Genomic DNA, 22,749 nt, shown 5'->3' with positions numbered 1-22,749 from the left:
CCCTATTCGCCCGCTACGCAGGCTCCTACAGTGCCTGCGTAGCGGGCGAACATGTTCAAAGAAACGCACACACCCGGTCAGCCGCTGCCTCCAAGTGCTGTTCGTGGGTGAACCCGGAGGCTTTCAGGGGCTTGAGGTCGTGGTCCGCTGCGGCCATCCAGTACACCTCCACGGCAGGCGCCAGGGTATAGCCCTCCACTGCCGTACGGTTGCCCAAGGCGTCCCGTTCGCCCTGGATAATCAGCGTGGGCACTTGCAGGTCTGCCAAGTGCTCGACCCGAGGTTTTTCGGGTTTGCCTGCGGCATAAAACGGGTAACCCAGGCACACCAAGGCATCAGCACCCAGTTCATTGGCCAGCAGGCTGGCCATGCGCCCGCCCATGGATTTGCCACCAATGGCCAGGCGCGCCGGCACCAGGGTACGGGCCAGGGCATACACTTCGCGCCACTTCTCCAGCAACCGGGCTTGGGGGTTAGGCGGCCGTTTGCGGCCGTCAAGCCGGCGCTGGGCCATGTAGGGGAATTCGAACCGCAGCACGTCCACGCCGCCCTTGGCCAGCAGGCCGGCCAGAGTCTCCATGAAGGGGCTGTCCATGGGCGCGCCTGCGCCGTGGGCCAGAATCAGGCAGGTACGCTCGTCTTCGCTGGCCTCGGTGGTCGCACCGTTCCATAACCAGCCATTGTCCTGTACACGTTCTTCCCACTCGTCCATCACGCCAGCTCCTGAGCCATAAAGCCCGACTGTGCACGAAGGCCGGGCAAAGCACCATGCCAGCGAGGCGTGAGGTCGCATTGCCTCCCTGCCCGACTTCCCCCACACTGCCACCACTGCTTCATATCCATGTGGACGAACCATGCACAGCCCTTCGCGCGCAACCACCTACAACTACCGGGTCGTTCGCCAATTCACCGTGGCCACTGTGGCCTGGGGCATTCTAGGCATGCTGGTGGGCGTGTTCATCGCCGCGCAGCTGGTATGGCCTGCACTCAATCTCGAACTGCCATGGGCCACGTTCGGCCGCCTACGGCCGCTGCACACCAACCTGGTGATTTTCGCTTTCGGCGGCTGTGCGCTGTTCGGCACATCGCTGTATGTGGTGCAGCGCACCTGCCAGGCGCGCTTGATCTCCGATGCCTTGGCCGAGTTCGTGTTCTGGGGCTGGCAAGCGGTGCTGGTGGCAGCGGTTATCTCGCTACCGCTGGGCTACACCACCAGCAAGGAATACGCGGAGCTGGAATGGCCCATCGCCGTGGCGCTGGCCATTGTCTGGTTGGCCTACGCCTGGCTGTTCTTCGGCACGATACGGGCACGCACCGTACGGCACATCTATGTGGCCAACTGGTTCTACGGGGCGTTTATCCTGGTGATGCTCATCCTGCATGTGGTGAACCACCTGGCCTTGCCGGTCAGCCTGTTCAAGTCCTACCCGGTGTACGCCGGGGCCACCGATGCCATGGTGCAGTGGTGGTATGGCCATAATGCCGTCGGGTTTTTCCTGACCACCGGTTTTTTGGGAATGATGTACTACTTCGTTCCCAAACAGGCCGAGCGCCCGGTGTACTCGTACCGGCTGTCCATCCTCCATTTCTGGGCGCTGATTACCCTCTACATCTGGGCCGGCCCCCACCACTTGCACTACACAGCGCTGCCGGACTGGGCCCAGAGCCTGGGCATGGTGATGTCGGTGATTTTGCTGGTGCCCAGCTGGGGCGGCATGATCAACGGCATGATGACCCTGGCCGGTGCCTGGGACAAATTGCGTACCGACCCCATCCTACGGTTTCTGGTGGTGGCGCTGGCCTTCTACGGCATGTCCACCTTCGAAGGCCCAATGATGTCCATCAAGACGGTAAACGCCCTCACCCATTACACGGACTGGACCATCGGCCACGTGCATTCGGGGGCGCTGGGCTGGGTGGCAATGATCACCCTCGGCGCTACCTACCACATGGCGCCTCGGGTATTTGGCCGGTCGAGCATGCACAGTATTACCGCCATACACGCGCACTTCTGGCTGGCCACCGTGGGCACAGTGCTCTACATCACCGGCATGTGGGTCAATGGCCTTATCCAAGGCCTTATGTGGCGGGCCCTCGAAGACGATGGCACCCTCACCTACAGTTTCGTTCAGGCGGTTCAGGCCAGCCACGGGGGCTATGGGGTACGCCTGCTGGGGGGCGCCTGCTTTGCCAGCGGCATGCTGGTGATGGCCTGGAACCTGTGGCGCACCGTTCAGCGCGGTAGCCCTGAGCAGGCCCTGAAAGCAGCGGCCATACCCGGGGCGCTGCGATGAACCACGCCCGGCTGGAGAAGAACATTGGCCTGCTGGCGTTGATGATGGTGCTGGCCATCAGCGTGGGCGGGCTGACGCAGATCGTGCCGCTGTTTTTCCAGGACGTAGCCACGCAGCCGGTGCTGGGCATGACGCCGCGCACGGCGCTAGAAGTGGAAGGCCGCGACGTGTTCATTGCCAACGGCTGCGTGGGCTGCCACTCCCAGATGATTCGCCCATTGCGGGCGGAAACCGAGCGTTATGGGCATTATTCAGTGGCCGGCGAAAGTGTGTGGGACCACCCTTTCCTCTGGGGTTCCAAACGCACCGGGCCGGACCTGGCCCGGGTAGGCGGGCGCTATTCCGATGCCTGGCACGTGGCACACCTGACCGACCCGCGCAGCCTGGTGCCTGAATCCGTAATGCCGGCCTACCCTTTCCTGGCCAACACCTTGGTGGACAGCACGCAAACCGCTCGAAAGCTGCAGGCCCTGCGTACCCTGGGGGTGCCCTACACCGAGGCTGACATCCAGGGGGCGGAGGCTGCGGTGCGGGGCAAAACAGAACTGCAAGCCTTGGTGGCCTACTTGCAAGGCCTTGGCACCCTTATCAAGGACAGGCCATAAGCCATGGACGTCGGAACCCTTCGCGGCCTGGGTACGCTGCTGGTACTGGTGAGCTTCATCGGCCTGGTTATCTGGGCCTGGAGTGCACGCCGCCAGGCGGACTTCGATGATGCCGCGCAGTTGCCCTTTGCCGATGAGCCCAAGGATGAGCCACAGGACGCTCCCCCGCCATGAGCGCCTTCTGGAGCCTGTATATCACCGTACTGACCCTGGGCACCTTGGCCGCCATGGGGTGGTTGCTGTGGGCCAACCGTTCCCGCCCATCTGACCCTGACGACACGCCCCCTGAGTTCGATGGCATCACCGAGCAGAACAACCCGCCGCCGCGCTGGTGGCCCTGGCTGTTCATCGCCACCCTGGTATTTGCCGTGGCCTATCTGCTGCTGTACCCCGGCCTGGGTAACTGGCGGGGGTTGCTGCCGGGCTACACCTGGCTGGACCCGCATACCCAAACGGCCTTCACCGATGGCCGTCAAGGCTGGAGCGGGGTTCATCAATGGGAAAAGGAACAAGCCCAAGCCCGGGAAGCCTATGCTCCGCTGTACGCCCGCTTTGCTGACCTCCCGCTGGACGCCGTAGCAGCGGACCCCCAAGCCCTGGCCATGGGCAAGCGCCTTTACGCCAGCAACTGTGCCTTGTGCCACGGGGCCGATGGCCAAGGCGCACCAGGCTTCCCGAACCTGGCCGATGACCTGTGGCGCTGGGGCGGTGATGACGCGGCCCTGCAAACCAGTATCCGGCTGGGCCGCACCGGTGTAATGCCGCCTTGGGCCGCTGTACTGGGCGAGCAAGGTAGCCGCGACATGGCCGCCTATGTACTGCAACTCAATGGGCGTACCGTGCCCGAAGGGATTATCGCCAACCCCGCTGAGGGCGCCAAACGCTATGCCCAGGCCTGTGTGGCCTGCCACGGTGCCGAAGGGCATGGCAACCCATTGCTGGGCGCGCCGGACCTTACCCAGGCCCGTGGCTTTATCAACGGCGCCAGCTTCGAGGCGGTGTACCGCAGCATCCACGATGGGCGCATGGGCCAGATGCCTGCCCAAGGGCAAATCGTAGGGGACGAACGCGTGAAGGTGCTGGCCGCCTATATCCGCAGCCTGTCCCAGCCACCTGCCGCTGAGCAACCCGCGCCATGACCCTGATACCTGTGCGCAACCTTACGGTGCTGCCGCGTGCCGTCAGCGGCCGATACACGCGGCTGCGTACAGGGCTGGGGGGCGTGCTGGTGCTCGCGTTTCTATCGCTTCCCTGGTGGCGCTGGCAGGGCCAGCAAGCCTTGTGGCTGGACCTGCCCAACCGCCGCCTGCAGGTATGGGGTGCGGCCTTCTGGCCGGACGACCTGCACCTGCTCGCCCTGGCCTTGATCGTCGCGGCGCTGGCCTTATTCTGGGCCACCGTGCTCGCCGGGCGCGTATGGTGCGGGTATGCCTGCCCTCACACCGTGTGGACTGCGCTGTTCTTGTGGTGCGAGCGTGTGAGCCGAGGGCGACGCCTGATCTGTCATCTGCTGTGGCTCACCCTCAGCGCACTCACTGCGCTCACACTGGTGGGCCTGTTTGTGCCCATCCAGCAGCTGTTGCCTGCCATCGCCACGGGCACCCTAGGGGCTGGCGCAGGGGCCTGCCTGGCGGCTATCACCCTGCTCACCTATGTCAACGCCGGGTGGCTACGTGAACACCTGTGCGTCTACCTGTGCCCTTACGGCCGTTTCCAGGCCGTGATGTTCGATGCCCACACACCCGTAGTCCACTATGACCAGGCCCGTGACGACTGCACCCAGTGCACCCTGTGCGTGCAGGTGTGCCCTACCGGCATCGACATCCGCCAAGGCCTGCAACTGGCCTGCATTGCCTGCGGCGCCTGTGTGGACGCCTGCGATAGCGTCATGGCCAAGGTAAAACGCCCCCAGGGGTTGATTGCCTACCGCAGCGAAGCCGGCCAAGCTGGCCATGCCCCGCCGAAACGGCGACCCAGGCTGCTAGGGTACGGGGTGGCGGTGATCGCCAGCACGGCATTGCTTGCCTATGGCTTGGCCACTCGGCCACTGGTGACCCTGAGTGTGAGCAAGGACCGGCAGCTCTACCGCGAACGGGGCGATGGCTTTATTGAAAACCTGTACAGCCTCACGGTCATGAACAAGACACGTCAGCCGCGTACCTATGCCTTGAGTGCCACCGGCCCCCAAGGCCTGGCCTGGCGGGGAGTACGCCAGGTCACACTGGCGCCGGGTGAGCGGCGAACCGAGGTGATGAGCCTGGCCCTGGCGGCTGAGCAGGCGGTTAATACCGAGGTGGTGTTTCAGGTAGCTGAACACCGTTCACCCGCTGCACAGGCCATTGAACAACAGGTCAGTAGCCGCTTCACGGGGCCATTGCGATGACCAGCCCTTGGTATAAACACCGGTGGGCATGGTTCATCGTGCTGCTGCTGGCCGGCTCGATGCTGCTGAGCAGCGTGATGCTGGTGCTGGCCATAAGGGGCCAGGATGGCGTGGTCAACGACCGCTACTACGATGCGGGCAAAGGTATCAACCGGGCCTTGGGTGAAGACCTGCTCGCCCGTCAATTAGGGCAGCAGGCTGAACTGGTGTTCGACAGCCTCACCGGGGAAGTGCGCCTGCGCCTGCGCGGCCGTAGCAAGCCGGCACACCTGCAGCTCAACGTGATCAGCCCTACCCAGCCGGGCCGGGACCGTGCCGTGCGCCTGGTGCGCAGCCAAGTGGCCACACGGGGCATTGCCGAATACCGGGGGCAGTTGGCAGAGCCAGTCGAGGGCCGGCGCAGCCTGGAGCTGCTAGGCACAAGCCCTGAGGGCACTTGGCGGATCTACGAGCAGGAATGGGTGGTTCAGGACCATAGCGTTACCTTGGGTGATGACACGCCTGCGGCGGCGCTGAAGCCATGACGGCCGACATCCAACGTTGTTTCCATTGCGGCGAAGCCGTGCCCAAGGCGTTGCAGGGCCGCTATACCCGTGAGCTGCTACAGGCGCGCCGTACGTTCTGCTGCCTGGCCTGCCAGTCCGTGGCCGAGAGCATCATGGAGGCAGGCCTGGAAAGCTTCTACCACCACCGCGAAGCGCCTGGCGCCCTGCCAGTGCGCCCTGCGGGCCTTCTCACTTCCGAGCCTGATGAGAGCTGGGCGGGCTTTATTCGCGAAGCCAATGGGATGGCACGCCTTTCATTGGCTGTAGAAGGCCTGCACTGTACAGCCTGCACCTGGCTCATCGAGCACCGCCTCAAAGCAATGCCAGGTGTGGAGGCAGCCGACGTGCAACTGGCTACCCACCGGCTTCGCCTGGCCTGGCAACCCGCCGTTGTGCCCTTGGCCACCGTGCTGGCCGAGTTGGGGCACATCGGGTATGCCGCTCGCCCTTGGCGTGCCGATGAAGCGGCCGAGGCCCAGGTACGGAATACCCGCGGGGCGCTCAAGCGGCTGGGCGTGGCCGGCATTTTATGGTTTCAGGTGATGATGGCCACCATGGCGACCTGGCCGGAATTCAACCTGGACCTTAGCCCCGCCCTGCACACAGTACTGCGCTGGGTAGGGTTTTTCCTGGCTACCCCTATCGTGTTCTATAGCTGCGCGCCCTTTTTCAAGGGTGCAGCCCGTGCGCTAAGGGCCAGGCAGGCCAGCATGGACCTGACCGTGGCCCTGGCCATTGGCGGCGCCTATGGGGCGGGGATCTACACCACGGTCACCGGCCAGGGCGAGCTGTATTTCGATGCGGTAGGCATGTTCGCGTTCTTCCTGCTGGCCGGTCGCTACCTGGAGGCGCGGGTGCGCCAGCGTGCCGCCCAAGGCAGTGCCCAATGGGCCGCACAATTGCCTGCCAGTTGCCTGCGCATACTGCCCTCAGGCCAAGCTGAACACGTATTGCTCAGCAGCCTGACAGTAGGCGATCAGGTCCGCATTCCCGCCGGCAGTGTTGTGCCGGCCGACGGCGTGGTGGTTTATGGCCAGTCCCGGCTGGATGAATCCTTGCTGACGGGGGAATTCATGCCGTGCCCGCGTGGGCCAGGTGAGCGGGTCAGTGCCGGCACGCTCAACCTCGATCAACGCCTTGACGTGTGTGTGCAAGCGGTAGGCGATCACAGCCAGTTGTCGGCGATCAGCCGCTTGCTGGAACAGGCGCAGGCCAACAAACCGGCTTTGGCCCGGCTGGCCGACCGGGCCGCGCGGGTATTGCTGTGGGTGTCCCTAGGGGCTGCCCTGGTGTTCGGCGCCGCTTGGTGGTGGCTGGACAAGGCGCAGGCGCCGTGGGTGGTGCTGGCCTTGCTGGTTGCCACCTGCCCGTGCGCCCTGTCCCTGGCGACCCCTACGGCCCTGACGGCGGCCCTATCTACACTGCAGCGGCGCGGCTTGCTGATTACCCGTGGGGCTGTGCTGGAAACCCTCACTCACGTGGACACCCTGCTGCTGGACAAGACGGGCACACTCACTGAAGGGCGCCCGCACATTGCTCAGGTCGTGCCGCTCGGGTTGCTATCGGCGGCGGACTGCAGCGCACTGGCCAGTGCGTTGCAACAGGATTCCGGCCATACCCTGAGCCATGCCTTTGCACCCGTCAGCCTCCTCGCTCAAAGCGTGCAGGCCTACCCTGGGCAAGGGCTGGAAGGCGAGGTGCAAGGCCAGGTGAGGCGGCTGGGCGCGGCCGACTGGGCGTGCAAGCAAGCGTTGGCGGCACCCGACACTGAACACCAGTGGCTGCTGCTGGCTGACCCGTCCGGGCCCCTGGCGTGGTTCGGCCTGGACGACCGCGTGCGGGAAGACGCACCGGCCTTGATTGCCTACGCTCGCAAGCGTAACTGGCGCATGGTGATAGCCTCCGGCGACCGTTCCCCTGCCGTGGAGGGCCTGGCCCATACCTTGGGCATCGAGGCCTTCAGTGGGCTGCTGCCTGCGGACAAACTCAGCCTGCTGGCGCGGCTTCAGGCTGAGGGCCGAACCGTGCTGGTAGTGGGTGACGGCAGCAACGACGCCCCGATGCTGGCCCAGGCCGACGTTGGCATCGCCATGGGGCAAGGCACGGACCTGGCCCATACCCAGGCCGATGCCGTGGTGCTCTCCAATCGCCTGGGTGCTGTGATCGAGGCTGTTGACATGGCGACCCGGTGCCGCCGGGTCATCCTGCAAAACCTGGCGTGGGCTGCGCTGTACAATGGCCTCATCCTGCCGTTTGCTGCCATGGCGCTGGTCACACCGGCCTGGGCGGCCATTGGCATGTCGGCCAGCTCGCTGCTGGTGGCGCTCAACGCCTTGCGCCTGAACCGCTTGCCGCAGGCCCGCCCTTGAGCGCCCTGTATTTTCTGATACCCGCTGCGCTGCTGATTGTCAGCGCGGTGGTGTGGCTGTTTTGTTGGGCTGTCAGCAGTGGGCAATACGATGACCTTGATACGCCCGCACGGCGCCTGCTGATGGATGAAGACCTGCCTCCCCCACCTGAGCCGCCTTCCCATGACCGCTGAAATGCTGTCCAGCCTGGCCAGTGCTTTTATCCTCGGGTTGCTGGGCAGTGGCCATTGCGTAGGCATGTGCGGGGGGCTGATGGGCGCCTTTGCCTTGGGCGCCACACCGGGCCGCCGGTCCCGCTCAGCCCTGCTGCTGGGCTACAACCTGGGCCGGGTAGTAAGTTATGGGGTGGCCGGTATGCTGCTGGGCGGTGCGGGCTGGGCGCTCACCCAAGCCCTAGGGCAGTGGCCGTTACGGCTGTTGGCCGGTGGCTTGTTGGTGGTGATGGGCTTATACCTAGCGGGAGGGTGGCAGGGGTTGCTGAAGCTGGAGCATGTGGGCCAAGGGTTGTGGGCGCGCATCCGTCCCTTGGCCGGCACCCTGCTGCCGGTGGCCTCGCTGCGAGCGGCGGTCATGCTGGGCATGCTGTGGGGCTGGCTACCCTGTGGCCTGGTCTATAGCACGCTGCTGTGGGCAGCCAGTCAGGGCCAGCCGGCGCATGCGGGCTTGTTGATGCTGGCCTTTGGGCTAGGCACGTGGCCCCTCTTGCTGTTGACCGGCCTGGCCGGTGCCGGTGGGCAGCGCTGGCTGAGACGCCCTGGTATTCGCCGGGCGGCGGGCAGCCTGCTGATTGCCTATGGCCTGTGGACGTGCGCCGCTGTTGTCTACCATGAGGCTTTCAGCTCTCACCATGAGCACATGGCTACACACCACGTCATTAATGGATCCAGCTGAAGTTGGCCCGTTGTGTTTCAATCGGTTACCCTTGCGCTTCATACGTGCTTCAAGGAGTTTGATAGATGTCCGAGCCACTTAAACAAGGGGCAGGCCATCAGGCACATTGCAAGGACTGCAGCCTGGCCCCGCTTTGCCTTCCCCTTTCCCTGGACCTGCAAGACATGGACGCGCTGGACGCCATTGTGAAGCGTGGCAGGCCCCTGAAGAAAGGTGACGCCCTGTTTCGCCAGGGCGACCCCTTCAGTGCGCTGTACGCGGTCCGGTCCGGTACGCTTCGCACCCTCACCTTGAGTGACAACGGTCAGGAACAGATCACAGGCTTCCATTTGCCCAGTGAGCTGGTAGGGCTGTGTGCCGTGGACGCCGACCATTACCCGGTATCTGCGGTGGCCCTGGAAACCACCAGCGTGTGCGAAATACCCTTCGAGCGCCTGGAAGACCTGGCCATGCAGCTGCCGCAACTGCGACGTCAGCTGCTGCGGCTGATGAGCCGGGAAATCCGCGATGACCAGCAGATGATGCTGCTGCTGTCGAAAAAGAATGCCGATGAGCGTATCGCCACGTTTCTGATCAACCTGTCAGCGCGCTTCCGGGCACGCGGTTATTCACCCAACCAATTCCGCCTGAGCATGTCGCGCAACGACATGGGCAACTTTCTAGGCCTGGCGGTGGAGACCGTGTCACGGGTATTCACACGCTTCCAGCAGAACGGACTGATCGCAGCCGAGGGCAAGGAAATCCATATTCTACAACCGGTTGAGCTCTGTGCACTGGCCGGTGGGTCGATGCAGGGCTGAACACCGGCGTAAGGGCAGGTATAATCCCCCGCTTTTGTGCCCTGCCGAGACGTGTTCATGCCTTTTGACGATTCCGACCTCAAGTCCCTTATCCGCCCGGTGGTGGACTTCCCCAAGCCGGGCGTGGTGTTTCGCGACATCACCCCGTTGTTCCAGTCACCCCGGGCCATGCGTACGGTGATCGACCACTTCGTGGAGCGTTATGTGGAGCAGAACGTGACCCATATCGGCGCCATGGACGCACGGGGCTTTCTGATCGGGGCCGTGGTGGCGCACGAGTTGAACAAGCCGCTGATCCTGTTCCGCAAGCAGGGCAAGCTGCCCGCCGATGTGATTTCCGAGGGCTACCAGACCGAATACGGCGAAGCGTTCCTGGAAGTCCACAGCGACAGCCTGTGCGAAGGGGACTCACTGGTGCTGTTCGATGACCTGATCGCGACCGGCGGTACGCTGCTGGCAGCCGTGAGCCTTACCCGCCGCCTGGGTGCCCATGTACATGAGGCCGCGGCCATCATCGACCTGCCCGAACTGGGGGGCGGCCAACGCTTGACCGAAGCCGGCGTGCCGGTGTTCAGCCTGACCGCGTTCGCGCTGGACGAGCAGTAGGCCCAAAGGCCCGTATTCCCAGGCTTCGCCTGGTCCCACAGCATGAACGGCACCGACCTTGTGAGGGCTATTGTCCAGCACTGTGCGCATTCCCAGGCTTCGCCTGGTCCTACAGCGTAAACGGCGCATACCTTGTGGGAGCTGGCGCCAGCCGGCGAACAGTGCCAGCGCTGTACTTACAGAGTGATCGGCTTGCGCCCCGCAAAGGAGTGGGCCAGCGTGCCACCGTCTACCATTTCCAGCTCGCCGCCCAAAGGAACACCATGGGCGATGCGGGACACCACCAGGCCTTTTTCATTGAGCAATTGAGCGATGTAATGCGCGGTGGCCTCGCCTTCCACCGTAGGGTTGGTGGCCAGGATCACCTCGGCCAGCATTGGCTCCTCGCCGATGCGGACCATCAATTGAGGAATGCCAATGGCCTCCGGTCCTAGCCCATCGAGGGGTGACAGGTGGCCCTTGAGCACAAAGTAGCGGCCGCGAAAGCCTGTCTGTTCCACGGCGTACACGTCCATGGGCCCTTCCACCACGCACAGCAACGTATCATCACGCCTCGGATCTGCGCACTGGGGGCAGAGCGCTTCTTCGGTCAGGGTACGGCAGCGTTGGCAATGCCCTACCCCGTCCATGGCATGGGCCAGTGCCTGAGACAGGCGGGCGCCGCCGCTGCGGTCCCGCTCCAGCAATTGCAGCGCCATGCGCTGGGCAGTTTTCTGACCTACGCCTGGCAGGATGCGCAGGGCGTCGATCAGTTGGCGAATCAGTGGGCTGAAGCTCATCAAAACACAACCTGACAAAAACGGCGAAGACGCGGGTTATACCCGCGCCTGTTACAGGGGTCAACGTCGATGGGTCACTCGCTGACCTTCACCACCAGCTTGCCGAAGTTCTTACCTTCGAGCAGCCCAAAGAAGGCCTCTGGCGCGTTGTCCAAGCCTTCTACCACGTGCTCGCGGAACTTGATTTTCCCGTCTCGCACCCAGGGCACCATGGCCGAGAAGAACTCAGCATGGCGGTCGCCGAAGTCGTCGAACACGATAAAGCCCTGCATGCGTACCCGCTTGGTGAGCAACAAGCGCGGTATCAGGCTCAGGCGGTCCTTGCCCTCGGGCAGGTCCTGTTCGTTGTAATGGGCAATCAGCCCACAGACAGGGATACGTGCACGAGGGTTGAGCAGCGGAATCACCGCTTCGAACACTTCACCACCGACGTTTTCGAAATACACGTCGATGCCCTTGTCGCAGGCTGCGGCCAGGTCCTTGGCAAAGGTCTCGCTGCGGTGATCCACACAGGCGTCGAAGCCCAGTTCTTCCACCACGTATTTGCACTTCTCGGGGCCGCCTGCTACGCCAACGACCTTCAGGCCTTTGAGCTTGGCAACCTGCCCTACCACAGAGCCGACCGCGCCGGATGCCGCCGCGACTACCAGGGTTTCACCTTCCTTGGGCTGGCCGATGTGGGTGAGGCCCATGAAGGCGGTCATGCCAGGCATGCCGAGCACACCTAGCGCCATGGAAGGCTGAGGGATGCCCGCTGGCAAAGGCATCAAGCCGGAGCCGTCTGAAATCGAATGGGTTTGCCAGCCAGTGGCGCCCACTACCAGGTCCCCTTCATGGAATTTAGGATGACGCGACTGTTCCACCCGGCTCACGGCACCGGCGGTCATCACGTCATTGAGTTCAACAGGTGGCGCGTAGGACGGGGCATCACTCATGCGGCCACGCATGTATGGGTCCAGTGATAGCCATAGGGTGCGCAGCAGCACCTGGCCGTCTTCCAGCGCAGGCAAGGTTTGGGTTTCGGTACGGAAGTTGTCGGCCACCGGTTTGCCCTTGGGGCGGGAGGCCAGAACGATACGACGGTTTTGAATGGCATCAGCGGCCATGAGCGTGGCTCCTTCAATCGTTGGGGACTGAAAAGAGACCACGCCAGGCCCTGGGCGTTTCTTAAAACGGCATCTTGAAACCAGGCGGCAATTGCATGCCAGAGGTCATGCCCGACATCTTGTCCTGGCTATTGGCTTCGATCTTGCGCACGGCGTCGTTTACGGCGGCGGCGATCAGGTCTTCAAGCACGTCCTTGTCTTCCTGCATCAGGCTGTCGTCCAGGCTGATGCGCTTGACGTCATGACGGCCCGTCATTACCACGCTCACCAGGCCTGCGCCCGATTGGCCCGTTACTTCGGCATTGGCCAGTTCTTCCTGCATCTTGGCCATTTTTTCCTGCATCTGCTGGGCCTGCTTCATCAGGCCTGCCATGCCACCTTTCATCATGGGTGCAATCTCCACGTTCGTTCGGGTTCAAGTGCCCTGGTCTGCCAGGGGTTCAATGGTATCGTTGCGCACGGTAGCGCCAAACCGGTCCATCAACTGGCGGATGAACGGGTCGGCTGCGATGGCCTGCTCTGCGTCCTGCTGGCGCTCGGCACGGCGGCGTGCGGCGGCCTGGGCCGGGGTTTCCTGTTCCGGGCGCACCAGCTCTATCTTTACCGTGACCGTTTTGCCCAAGTGCTGGTTCAGGGCCTCATTCAACCGCCGTTGTTGTGTGGCGTTGAACAGCGCGCCCTGGGCAGGGTCAAGGTGCAACAGCCAGGTATCCCCGTCTACTGCCACGAGGCTGCAATTGGCTGCGATGCTGCCGGTAAGGCCTGAAACGGGCAACTTGGGAAACAACTCCAACCACTCCAGTGCCAGCCCGGTGGCGGCGTGTGCGGCAGGCGGTGGCTCCGGTGCGGTAACCGGCTCGGCAGCGTGGCTGGCCAGGTCGTCCAGGTAGCCGTAGCCGGCCGGGTCGGCTTCCTCCAGGTAGTAGTCGTCATCGGCAGGTGGTTCGTCGTCCCGCACCATGCCAACGGGATGGTATTCGATCGGCGCACCGGCGTTGTCGTCCAGGGCGGCATTGTTGTCGGGCGCCGGAGGCACCACCGAGGCCGGTACCGGGCCTGGCATGGGCGACAAAGGGGGTTGCTCGGCACGGGTATCGAGCAGCGCTTCGGGCGGCGCGGCGGGCGCAGTGACCGGCACTTCTGCATCCGCGGCGGGCGCGTCGTTCCACGGCAGGCTCGGGTCGTCCGCGCCCAGCGATGCGGGCTTGGTGGGCGCCGCTGGTAGTGGTACGGGCTCAGGCGGCGGTTTGGAGGCTGCCGGCTGCTGGGCAACGGGCAATGGGGCCACGGCCTTGGGGGAATCAACCGTGGCCTGGCTGATCCCTGCCGGCTTTAACTGCACGGGCGGCGCGGGCTCACCGGCCGGCCGGAACGCCAGCATGCGCAGCAACACCATCTCGAAGCCACTGCGGGGTTCCGGCGCCAACGGCAGGTCGCGGCGGCCGATCAGGCCCATCTGGTAATAGAACTGCACGTCTTCGGCCGGCAAAGCCTGCGCCAGGGCCAGCACACGCTCACGGTCGCCGTGGCCGTTGTCGACCGCCTCGGGCAAGGCCTGGGCAATGGCCACCCGGTGCAGCACATTAAGGATTTCTGCCAGCACGCCAGCCCAGTCCGGCCCCTGCTCGGCCAGATGTGCAATAGCAGCCAGCAGTGCCTTGGCGTCAGCCTCTAGCAGCCCTTGCAGCACATCGAACACCTGGCCGTGGTCCAGGGTGCCCAGCATGGCGCGCACATCGGCCGCCTGTACCCTGCCCTCGCCAAACGCAATGGCCTGGTCGGTAAGGCTCATGGCGTCACGCATGGAGCCGTCAGCCGCCCGGCCCAGCAGCCACAAGGCATCGTCTTCGAAGGGAATGTTCTCAGCCCCCAGCACATGGGCCAGGTGCTCGACCACCCGTTCAGGCGTCATGTTCTTGAGAGAGAACTGCAAGCAGCGGGACAGAATGGTTGCCGGGAGTTTCTGCGGGTCTGTTGTGGCCAAAATGAACTTGACGTAGGGCGGCGGCTCTTCGAGGGTTTTGAGCAAGGCGTTGAAAGAGTGCGTAGACAGCATGTGCACTTCGTCGATCAGGTACACCTTGAACCGCCCACGGCTGGGGGCGTACTGCACGTTGTCCAGCAGCTCACGGGTGTCTTCGACCTTGGTGCGGCTGGCAGCGTCGATTTCGATCAGGTCGACGAAACGGCCTTCGTCAATTTCCCTGCACACCGAGCACTGGCCGCACGGCGTAGAGGTGATGCCGGTTTCACAGTTCAGGCACTTGGCAATGATGCGGGCAATGGTGGTTTTACCCACCCCGCGGGTGCCGGTGAACAGGTAGGCGTGGTGCAGGCGCTGGTTGTCCAGCGCATTGATCAGGGCCTTGAGCACATGGCCCTGCCCGACCATTTCGCGAAACGAACGCGGCCGCCATTTACGTGCAAGAACCTGATAACTCATGAAAACCCGTCACAACCCGTTGCCCAAGGCCGCCAATCGTAGCCGAGCAGGGCCAAAAAAGCACTGGGCACGGCGTGTGAGCAGGCTCGCCGGTAGCCTTTCCGAGTTGGCAGGCTTTTACGCTCAGGCTTTTCTACGCACCTTTCTCTTACCGCAAAGGACGCAAGCCATGACAACCGTTACCCTCAAGCAACGCCACCGCACGGACTGGCTGGTGGTGCATTGCTCCGCCACGCGCGCGGCCAGTGCCGTGCGTGCTGCCGACATACGCCGCTGGCACCTGGACCGGGGGTGGGCCGACATCGGTTACCACTACGTCATCTGCCGGGATGGCACTATGGAGGCAGGCCGACCGGAGCACACCGTGGGTGCCCATGTGCAGGGTTTCAATTCGACCTCAGTGGGCCTCTGCCTGGTGGGCGGCCTGGATGAACAGGGCAAGCCGGAAAACAACTTCACACCGGCGCAGTTTTCCAGTTTAGGCACGCTGCTGGGCCAACTCACACGCCGCTACCCGGCGGCGCGTGTGCGCGGCCACCGGGACTTTTCCCCAGACTTGAACAACGACGGCAAACTGACGCCGAACGAATTTCTCAAAGCCTGCCCTTGCTTTGACGTGCAGGCGTGGCTGGCCGCCAACCCGCTTGAGTAACCCTATTCGGCCCGCAGGCGAACGGTGTAATGGGCTTCGATGCCTTTCATCTGCGGCTGGAAATGGGTATTGGTGATGAGGTAGCTGGATACAGGGCCGTTTGCCGGGTGGTACTCCAGGGTGTCACCGGCACCGGCGTTGAGCGTCACCTCCCAGATCAAGGCTTTGCCCTGCTCCACCTGCGTGTCGTAAGGGCCGAAGCGGGTGCCATCGATACGCAAGATATACACCTTGTCCAACGGCGTGCTGAGGGGCTGTTCCACGTGCGGTACTCCGTAGCAAAACCAAAACGATTCAGCTGAAATATGCAACAGCCCCTTGTACTTGTAAATGCGCGCCTAGCTGACCAGCGTGGGCACAAGGTCCTTGAAGGTGGGCACAGCCGGCCATTGATCCGACCCATCGAAGCTCAAATAACCTCGCACGTAGAACGTCCAGCCGCGATGCAGGCGCAGCAGCAGTTCCCGGGGAATCACCAGGCTACCGTCATGGCCCACGCCATTGCCTACCTCGGCGGCTGCAATAGGCCGCCCCTCTACCTCTACTATCGGCTCGTTCAAAGCTGCGCCACTGGCGTCTACCCCCTCCACACGCACCATCAGGCGCTGATCAGTGGTCATCATGCGCCAGGGCGCCAAAGTGACCGGCGCCCCAGTTTTAGGAACCCGGCTCAATGACAGTTGGCTGCCATCGACCAGTTCGCATTGGACGGTTGGAAAATTCAACTCGCTGGACGCTATCAGCTTCAAGGTAAGCACCTCGGAGAGGTGAACCTTACTTGCCGTGTCAGTCACCTCGTAATGCACGGCAACCGTGCTGTCCAGATGCGGCGCAACGGCTTGCACACCTACGTTCACCTGCGTGCCGGCACCTTCGATCGGTAGGCATGTGCCGCCCACCTGGCCAGGTGTACCGAATACCAGGACCGCTGTCTCGCCAGGCTTGATCACCGCAGTGGCCGGCACCTTCAGGGTAAGCCCGGTAGTAACCTGGCACGCCCTCAGCGTTTGCTGGTTACCACTGCCAGTGGCATCTTTGGCTTGCAGCACAGGCAGTACACGAGGCACGGGGGTAGCCTGTACAGGTAGCGACGTAATTGCAGACTGCGAGGTGTTACCGGCATAGTCCGTAATGCGGTAGTACACAAACCGTGGGCCATCGCCTCGCTCTCGCACCATCTCGCCTTTGAAGGTAAGCGTCATTGCGGGAACCAGCTGCGCAACGCGCAGGCTACCTGCACTGTTCTCGGCACTGGGCTGGGTATCCCAGTACCACTCGATACAGTCTCCAGGGGCCTGGCCTGAATAGGCGGGAACTACTGCCTGAACTTGGTCGCCATGGGCCTGCAGGTAGTCATCCGTTAGCCCACTCAGAACTTCGTCTGGGAACTGCAAAAACGGTGGCGCCACGCCCAAGGTCGGAGGTATTAGGTCAATATTGACTTCTGTGGCTTCGCCTTCACTCACGCTGCCGTTGCTCAGGTGTACCTGGTAATGCAAACGATGCGTGCCGTGGTCCAGACGCAGCCCTTCCAGTGAAAACACTAGGTCGTCATCGCCGAACTCTGGCGGCATCTCCTGGTCAAGGACTATCGCCCCATCCCAATACAGCTCCACCCTGGGTCGGCCAAGCCCTCCACTCTCACCCCAGTTCGGCACCTGAACCCGTAGAGGCTGGCTCAATAGCGTTACGGGCAGCAAATTTACCGGCTCGCCCGCCAGGTCCGGCAACGCATCGAGTACGTTGGCCGGTGACAGGCTGAACTCATGTGACGCGGACGTACCCATGCGTAAACTCCCTAAAGTTTTACCAGTTGTAGCGAAGCCCCGCGTTGACGCCCCAAGGCTGCTCGAGTGCATCCCCGTGGGCGTAGTCAAACCCTACGTTGGCTTGCAAGCGGCTGCCGAAATTAACGGCCAGGCCCGTCCCCAGTTCTGCGCGAGAACCTGCCAGGTCGTTGTTGAAACGGTTGCCATTGACGGTCACGTTATTGCCCCTGGCGAACTCATGCACCATCGCCGCTCGCACATAAGGCTGAACACTGCGCCCTTCGCCCAACTCCAGCGTGCGGCCCACTGTGGCACCGGCTTTGCCCAGCAAGGAGTGCGCCCGCTCGCCGTCGGCATTTAAGCCGTTGTCCAGGCTGAAATCACGGCCCTGCACCACCAGTGAAGACAATTGCCCATAAGGCTCCACTAACCAGCCCTGGGGCAGGTTGATGTGGCGCCCGAACTCCACGGAAGCGCCTACGCCCAGGGTGTTGTAGTCGCCGTTGGTACGGCCACCATCACTGAGTGCAACGTCTGCCTTGTTACGGAACCGGTTGGCCTTGATCAGCGCGTCGACGTAATAGCCGCTGCGGCTGTCCAGCCAGGTGGCGTAGGCACCTGCGTAGTAACTGTTGACCTTGCCGTCCGTCCCGCGCTGCAGGTCCAGGTCCGACTGGCTGTAACCGGCCAGCACGCCAGCGATCCACTGCCCGTCACCCCAAGGCAATGGCGTATCTATCCCCAGTGATACGCCTTGCTGCTGCTGGCGATAACCCACGCCCGCGCTTGTGGCAACGTTGAATTTATTTCCGTAGCTACGCACCCAGGCGCCGGGGGCCGTCGAACGCCAGCGCAGTTCGCCCATGCGGCTGCGCAGGGTGGTAAGTTCGCCATACCAGACGGTGGGTGCCGTGTTGAACAGGGCCATGGCCGACGCAGCGCCAGGGCTGACGGTGCGCTCGCTGCCGTCCAGGTACCAGCTTTTGCCATCTTCGCTGGCCAACAGGTACGACCAGGTGCCCAGGTCGACCCGGCCGTTTAGCAACGAGAAATCCGCCCCGCCGTCGGCCGTGCGGGCCACGTCGATGTGAGTCTGGCTGGCATCGCTGCCGGTGCTCTGCACGTTGAGCACGTGGCTGCCACTGGAGGTACCTGTCACCTCCACGAAGTCGGTTTGCCCGGTGGCAAAGTCGGTGGTGAGGTTGAATTGCCCACCGCTTCCGTTCAGGTTGCCGACGCTCAGGGTACGAAATGCACTGCCGTCGCCCAGCGTCACTGCTCCCCCATCAAGGCGAAGGTTCTGTTGCGTGGTGTCTTCTACCAGCGACCACACCCCGCCGCTGGCGATGCTCATGTCTGCCACGTTTTCCAGGCGGCCGGTGAACCGTGCGCCATCTGCCAGAGCGACACTGGCCTCAGTATTGTCACCGGCCCGTACATTGCCCACCAGGCTAGCCCCTTGCCCCAGAGAAAGCGCCAATGCGGCATTGTCACCGGCCACCAGGTCACCCTCAAGGTTCGAGCCGGTCACGTTGACCGTTGCCCGGGAGCCGTCTGTCACGGCAACCAGTTCGCCGCTTCCGCTGCTGAGCGTGGTGCCGTTGCTTAACGTGATAACGGCTTGCCCCAAGTACCCCCCGGTGAAGGGAATGCCCACCTGGATGGCGGGCCCCGTACCCCCATCTACCTGGGTGCCATTCAGCTCAAGGGTGGCCACATCGCTGCCGGTCGTGTCTTCAATCACAATGCCAAACTCGCCACCGGTGATTGAGCTGCCGTTGGCCACTACCTTACCGCCGCCCATGTACAGGCCAGCCAGGTCTGTGCCTCGGACCTGGCTGCCATCGAGCACCATCTCGCTGCCGGTGGAAAGCGTGACGCCGATGTTTTGCCCGACCAGGCTGCTGCCGTTGATTTCAGCCTGGCTTTGCTTGAGCCACAATGCCCTATCGGCAGACTGCACCGTAACACCGGTTAACGTCATGCTGGAGTTGGTAAGGTCCAGGGCGAAGCCGGAGCTGTTCGAGCCTGATACCGTACTGTCGCTAAGTATCAAGGTGCTCTGATCAACCAAGGTTGCAGACCTGAAGGCCGTGTTAGAACCCGTCAAGGTCGCGCCCTCTTCCACCTCATAGGAGAGCGAGGGGTGACTGCCTTCCAGCTGGGTGTCACGATCAATGACAATTGCCTGCGCCCAACCGCCTGGCAGAGCAGCCCCTATACCCAGGGCTACGGCCAGCCGGAGGCAGCGGGCCGAATGGCCCGACCTTTCTACATGCTTACCCACAACAACACTCCTGCAATAAAAAGTTGCAAACATCGAAAGGGGCGCAAGCCTAGGTAGATGCTTCCTAGCCGTATGTAAGAAAAGTCCTAATTCCTAATCCAGGCGACAGGTTGCACCCCGCAATCCAAGATTGGCCGCACGGGCCGCTAGCGTCGTAGGAGGAGGTGATCAGGTTCAGCGTAGGGGGCGCACCGGCGGTTTTGCTATTGACCGTAATAATTTTTGAGCCGCGCGCCTATTGATACTCAGGCATCTGTACGGTATTGGATGGTGCAAGCTATGAAAGAAGTGCCAGCTGGCGGGTAGTTTCCATAGATATTGGTACAAATATAACTGCAAAAATGCCTATAAATAAAATAGTTATAGCAGCAGCCTGATTCGACATGAAGCGATATTTAATGGTACAAAGCCATTTTAGCCATGCATTGGAGAAATCTCTTTCGTATTCAGTTTGCTAATACTTCCAATAACAAAGTTGACGATCCGACCAAGACAATGGTGCTTACTATTACGCTTATATATGACCCAAGTCTTGCCGCACCATAGGCCAAAATTCGCTGCGCGCTAACTTCTATCTACTCGATTGGAACATCCAATGTCAAACAGTATTTTTCTAAATAGGCGTATCCGCTGAGTGTGAAAGCTCCAAGCATGCTAGCAATAAATAAAGCTACGTCAATGCGTATATATTATCGATAGCGACTGTAAAAATCTTTTTTATAGACTATATATTTCTACACTATTTTAGTTTAAGGGTTAACTTAAAATTGTATCCCATTTTCCACTTGGCTTGAAATTTTAATTTCTATTTTGCCGAACCTAAATAATTTCAGTGCTACGCACATAGTCGAAGTCATTGATAAGATATAAACTATCTACTGATAACTGGATAAAGTAAGAGGCAGCCATGGCTCAAATGAGTACTCCTGATGCACGCATCCAGCGCTGGAAGCGCTGGTGGGACATTGACGACCCGTATGTGCGTTGCACGCAGTGCGGTGCCCAGCAGTTGATCGAGGATGCAGGACAGCCTTTCAATCCGCTGCACTACATTGATTGTCCCCTGCGCAGCGACCTGCCCCAACACCCATGGCTTGCGCTCAGGGCACTTCTACAAGAATGGCAGCAAGAGATTCCAGACTAGGTCAGTCGCGGCTAGGCCGTAGCGAGCGAGCATGGGATCGAGGCACGTTGCGGGCTGCTAAGGTGCCGATAGAGCCAGATTGGGGCATGGGTCGGGAGTTCATGAGTCAGAGCCATACCACGCGCATTGGCCAGCTGTGGGCGGTAAGCGCGCACTGAAATGACTCTCCTACATAAGTGAAATGAGTGAAAGTCGTTTTCTAGAGTAGGTGCGTACCACGTGGGTCTCGACCGATAGCTAACGGCAGCTATATCGAGGGGGAGAGAAAAGCTCTTCGATCGACGCCCAGAATGCGTCTGCAATTTCGTAGCGTTTCGCCATTAGAGAAGCTCCCTTGAAGGACGTGAACGCTACTGATTGCGTGCGTAGCTGCTAGTTAAAGAGGTATCTATCAATTTCGTACAGAGCCTAGTCATCCAAATTAATGGAATTACCATTAATCCGGATATAATAATTATCGAATTCACTGCTTTCGACGAACACGAATCCATGACGAGTGTAAAAACGATTTGAAGCGCTTTCCTTGAGAGCACCAACCTTGATGGGACGCCCGATCTCATCAGCCTCTCTGAAAATCTGAGTAAGAACTTCAGAGCCGATTCCTGCTCCTTGAGCGCTGGGTACCACATACAAGTGGTCAAGCAGAAGCTCGCTCTGACGGTCTCTGACAACGACAAAACCGACCAGCTCACCTGATACTTCTATGCGGCGTGTGCTGTTAGCGTCGAACCCATCGAGAAATCGTTCGCGCGCACGATCTGGGTTAAAACGCCCAAGCCGTTCAAGGCTCTCGCGCATGGCCTCAATCCTGATGGCTACCAGATTTTCTAGGTCGTTATTGCAAGCTGCGCATAAAACGACAGCAGGGTTTTGATCAACGGAGGCTGGCATAACGAGCACCCTAAACATGGCCGACCAGTCATTATAGAGAACAGAATACGCATAACCACTATTGCCTCGATTCAATGGAGATGATGGCTCCATCTCAGCTTTAGGGGGTTGCGCGCGCCAGACACTTACGTTTAGCGTATCTGCGTCACGACGACGATCGCTTTGGGTGGCCATACTCGACAGATCGCCTCCCTGAGCTTATCGTCGCTTCTTGCTGCAGTTAGCTTTACCACAGTCAAAGGAACGACTTATGAGTACATTGCAGGCCATACGTGTAGGCCTGATCGGAGACCGCGACTTTAGCGTCGTTGCTCACCGCGCTATCGAACAAGCGCTGCCATTGACTGCTGCCGCAATGGGTATCATTGTCGAATTTGAATGGCTGACTACAGACTCGATTGACCCATCACACCTACCCGTTTTCGATGGCCTATGGTGCGTTCCTGCTAGTCCCTACCGTGACACCGATGCTGTGCTGGCCGCTATCAATTATGGGCGAAAGCAGGCCATTCCATTTCTAGGCACCTGTGGCGGCTTTCAACACGCCTTGCTGGAGTATGCCCGCAATGCCCTGGACTGGAAGGATGCCGAGCATGGCGAACTGCCTAGCGAAGGCGGCCGGGCGGTAATTGCCCCACTGACGTGTGGGCTGGTAGAGACTCAACAGTCCATTCGCCTGGCCGAAGGTTCACGTATCGCCCAGGCCTATGGCGCTTTGCGTATTCAGGAGGGTTATAGATGCCGGTATGGGCTGAATCCGCAGTTCGCGGCTGAGCTGCTGGATAGGGCTCTATGCGCGACAGGTTGGGATGAGGATGGTGAAGTGCGAGTGGTCGAACTGTCAGGTGCCGGGTTCTTCGTCGCTACTTTGTTCCAACCAGAGCGTCTCGCCCTGGAAGGGAAGACTCCCCCACTGGTGAAGAGCTGGTTACAAGCTTGCATCGACTGGAAATGACCATATCGGGTGATATGTTAAATCGTCCTATGTACTACCTATCTATTCTGTATCCCTCGGTGGCATAAATCCTCTTAGTAAGTAGTCTAACGCAATGATTAGGTTTTATTTATTTTGGCCTATAAGTTGCCAACAAAGGATAAAAAGCCTAAACCTCAATTATAAATTACTATCAAAAAACCTATAACCGATCAGTAATATGCATAGGCCGCAATAACGGATCCATTCAG

At 61.2% G+C, this 22,749-nt stretch carries 24 protein-coding genes; 15 read left to right on the top strand and 9 right to left on the bottom strand.

The genetic code is table 11. The features are described from left to right. Positions 1-55: 55 nt before the first annotated feature. On the bottom strand, positions 56-712 hold the full coding sequence (locus tag ACSAMW_RS20845) for an alpha/beta family hydrolase (protein WP_500591888.1): 657 nt from the start codon (positions 710-712) through the stop codon (positions 56-58). Positions 713-854: 142 nt separating this feature from the next. Here ACSAMW_RS20845 and ccoN point away from each other — a divergent pair, with 142 nt between their 5' ends. From ccoN to ACSAMW_RS20790, 11 genes are all read left to right on the top strand, one after another. After that, complete coding sequence (ccoN, locus tag ACSAMW_RS20840; RefSeq protein ID WP_500591887.1) at positions 855-2,294, top strand: cytochrome-c oxidase, cbb3-type subunit I; 1,440 nt, start codon at positions 855-857, stop codon at positions 2,292-2,294. After that, the gene (ccoO, locus tag ACSAMW_RS20835) at positions 2,291-2,899 is read left to right on the top strand and encodes a cytochrome-c oxidase, cbb3-type subunit II (RefSeq protein WP_500591886.1); all 609 of its coding nucleotides are present in this window, start codon (positions 2,291-2,293) and stop codon (positions 2,897-2,899) included. Before ccoN ends, ccoO begins: the two co-directional genes overlap by 4 nt. Before the next feature lie 3 nt (positions 2,900-2,902). Continuing rightward, positions 2,903-3,073, top strand: a complete 171-nt coding sequence (locus tag ACSAMW_RS20830; RefSeq protein WP_500591885.1) for a cbb3-type cytochrome oxidase subunit 3 — start codon at positions 2,903-2,905, stop codon at positions 3,071-3,073. Then, entirely contained in the window at positions 3,070-4,038 is a 969-nt protein-coding gene (gene ccoP / locus ACSAMW_RS20825; RefSeq protein WP_500591884.1) for a cytochrome-c oxidase, cbb3-type subunit III, read from the top strand. The genes ACSAMW_RS20830 and ccoP overlap by 4 nt, the downstream gene beginning before the upstream one ends. Continuing rightward, positions 4,035-5,282 carry a 4Fe-4S dicluster domain-containing protein gene (locus tag ACSAMW_RS20820; protein ID WP_500591883.1) on the top strand — a complete coding sequence of 416 codons (1,248 nt, stop codon included), beginning with the start codon at positions 4,035-4,037 and terminating at the stop codon, positions 5,280-5,282. The genes ccoP and ACSAMW_RS20820 overlap by 4 nt, the downstream gene beginning before the upstream one ends. Then, positions 5,279-5,806, top strand: a complete 528-nt coding sequence (locus ACSAMW_RS20815) for a FixH family protein (RefSeq protein ID WP_500591882.1) — start codon at positions 5,279-5,281, stop codon at positions 5,804-5,806. The genes ACSAMW_RS20820 and ACSAMW_RS20815 overlap by 4 nt, the downstream gene beginning before the upstream one ends. Beyond that, entirely contained in the window at positions 5,803-8,196 is a 2,394-nt protein-coding gene (locus tag ACSAMW_RS20810; protein WP_500591881.1) for a heavy metal translocating P-type ATPase, read from the top strand. The genes ACSAMW_RS20815 and ACSAMW_RS20810 overlap by 4 nt, the downstream gene beginning before the upstream one ends. Then, the gene (gene ccoS / locus ACSAMW_RS20805; protein WP_168081649.1) at positions 8,193-8,369 is read left to right on the top strand and encodes a cbb3-type cytochrome oxidase assembly protein CcoS; all 177 of its coding nucleotides are present in this window, start codon (positions 8,193-8,195) and stop codon (positions 8,367-8,369) included. The genes ACSAMW_RS20810 and ccoS overlap by 4 nt, the downstream gene beginning before the upstream one ends. Then, positions 8,359-9,087 carry a sulfite exporter TauE/SafE family protein gene (locus tag ACSAMW_RS20800; RefSeq protein ID WP_500591880.1) on the top strand — a complete coding sequence of 243 codons (729 nt, stop codon included), beginning with the start codon at positions 8,359-8,361 and terminating at the stop codon, positions 9,085-9,087. The genes ccoS and ACSAMW_RS20800 overlap by 11 nt, the downstream gene beginning before the upstream one ends. 65 nt (positions 9,088-9,152) lie before the next feature. Next, positions 9,153-9,887, top strand: coding sequence for a fumarate/nitrate reduction transcriptional regulator Fnr (fnr, locus tag ACSAMW_RS20795; protein ID WP_500591879.1), 735 nt, complete (start codon positions 9,153-9,155; stop codon positions 9,885-9,887). Positions 9,888-9,944: 57 nt separating this feature from the next. After that, positions 9,945-10,493, top strand: coding sequence for an adenine phosphoribosyltransferase (locus tag ACSAMW_RS20790; protein WP_500591878.1), 549 nt, complete (start codon positions 9,945-9,947; stop codon positions 10,491-10,493). A 176-nt stretch (positions 10,494-10,669) separates the two neighbouring features. Here ACSAMW_RS20790 and recR read toward each other — a convergent pair whose 3' ends face one another. The 4 genes from recR to dnaX form a co-directional block, all read right to left on the bottom strand. Next, positions 10,670-11,272 carry a recombination mediator RecR gene (recR, locus tag ACSAMW_RS20785; protein ID WP_500591877.1) on the bottom strand — a complete coding sequence of 201 codons (603 nt, stop codon included), beginning with the start codon at positions 11,270-11,272 and terminating at the stop codon, positions 10,670-10,672. 74 nt (positions 11,273-11,346) lie between these two features. Further along, complete coding sequence (gene curA / locus ACSAMW_RS20780) at positions 11,347-12,378, bottom strand: NADPH-dependent curcumin/dihydrocurcumin reductase (RefSeq protein ID WP_500591876.1); 1,032 nt, start codon at positions 12,376-12,378, stop codon at positions 11,347-11,349. 61 nt (positions 12,379-12,439) lie between these two features. After that, on the bottom strand, positions 12,440-12,766 hold the full coding sequence (locus ACSAMW_RS20775) for a YbaB/EbfC family nucleoid-associated protein (protein ID WP_168081661.1): 327 nt from the start codon (positions 12,764-12,766) through the stop codon (positions 12,440-12,442). A gap of 27 nt (positions 12,767-12,793) precedes the next feature. After that, on the bottom strand, positions 12,794-14,821 hold the full coding sequence (gene dnaX / locus ACSAMW_RS20770) for a DNA polymerase III subunit gamma/tau (protein ID WP_500591875.1): 2,028 nt from the start codon (positions 14,819-14,821) through the stop codon (positions 12,794-12,796). A gap of 169 nt (positions 14,822-14,990) precedes the next feature. On the opposite strand from dnaX, the gene ACSAMW_RS20765 reads away from it, so the two are divergent. Further along, a complete protein-coding gene (locus ACSAMW_RS20765; RefSeq protein WP_500591874.1) occupies positions 14,991-15,473 on the top strand; it encodes an N-acetylmuramoyl-L-alanine amidase in 483 nt (160 codons plus the stop codon). Positions 15,474-15,475: 2 nt separating this feature from the next. Here the strand turns inward: ACSAMW_RS20765 and ACSAMW_RS20760 are convergent, their stop codons facing one another. The 3 genes from ACSAMW_RS20760 to ACSAMW_RS20750 all read right to left on the bottom strand — a co-directional run bounded on the left by ACSAMW_RS20760 (position 15,476) and on the right by ACSAMW_RS20750 (position 19,529). Continuing rightward, positions 15,476-15,736: a hypothetical protein gene (locus ACSAMW_RS20760; protein ID WP_500591873.1), complete on the bottom strand. Its 261-nt coding sequence runs from the start codon at positions 15,734-15,736 to the stop codon at positions 15,476-15,478. Positions 15,737-15,811: 75 nt separating this feature from the next. Continuing rightward, positions 15,812-17,260, bottom strand: a complete 1,449-nt coding sequence (locus tag ACSAMW_RS20755; RefSeq protein WP_500591872.1) for a hypothetical protein — start codon at positions 17,258-17,260, stop codon at positions 15,812-15,814. A gap of 19 nt (positions 17,261-17,279) precedes the next feature. Beyond that, the gene (locus ACSAMW_RS20750) at positions 17,280-19,529 is read right to left on the bottom strand and encodes an autotransporter outer membrane beta-barrel domain-containing protein (protein ID WP_500591871.1); all 2,250 of its coding nucleotides are present in this window, start codon (positions 19,527-19,529) and stop codon (positions 17,280-17,282) included. A gap of 916 nt (positions 19,530-20,445) precedes the next feature. Between ACSAMW_RS20750 and ACSAMW_RS20745 the strand changes: the two genes are divergently transcribed. Both ACSAMW_RS20745 and ACSAMW_RS20740 read left to right on the top strand, forming a co-directional pair. Then, entirely contained in the window at positions 20,446-20,673 is a 228-nt protein-coding gene (locus ACSAMW_RS20745) for a hypothetical protein (RefSeq protein WP_500594107.1), read from the top strand. Beyond that, on the top strand, positions 20,619-20,831 hold the full coding sequence (locus ACSAMW_RS20740) for a DUF4113 domain-containing protein (RefSeq protein ID WP_500591870.1): 213 nt from the start codon (positions 20,619-20,621) through the stop codon (positions 20,829-20,831). The genes ACSAMW_RS20745 and ACSAMW_RS20740 overlap by 55 nt, the downstream gene beginning before the upstream one ends. A 250-nt stretch (positions 20,832-21,081) precedes the next feature. Here ACSAMW_RS20740 and ACSAMW_RS20735 read toward each other — a convergent pair whose 3' ends face one another. After that, the gene (locus tag ACSAMW_RS20735; protein ID WP_500594096.1) at positions 21,082-21,564 is read right to left on the bottom strand and encodes a GNAT family N-acetyltransferase; all 483 of its coding nucleotides are present in this window, start codon (positions 21,562-21,564) and stop codon (positions 21,082-21,084) included. Positions 21,565-21,814: 250 nt separating this feature from the next. On the opposite strand from ACSAMW_RS20735, the gene ACSAMW_RS20730 reads away from it, so the two are divergent. After that, positions 21,815-22,519 carry a CTP synthase C-terminal region-related (seleno)protein gene (locus ACSAMW_RS20730; RefSeq protein ID WP_500591869.1) on the top strand — a complete coding sequence of 235 codons (705 nt, stop codon included), beginning with the start codon at positions 21,815-21,817 and terminating at the stop codon, positions 22,517-22,519. Positions 22,520-22,749 lie beyond the last annotated feature (230 nt).

The sequence above is a fragment of the Pseudomonas sp. AB39(2026) genome, from assembly GCF_059831485.1.
The sequence above is the reverse complement of the archived record's forward strand: the minus strand, read 5'-3'. Positions and strand labels throughout refer to the sequence as shown.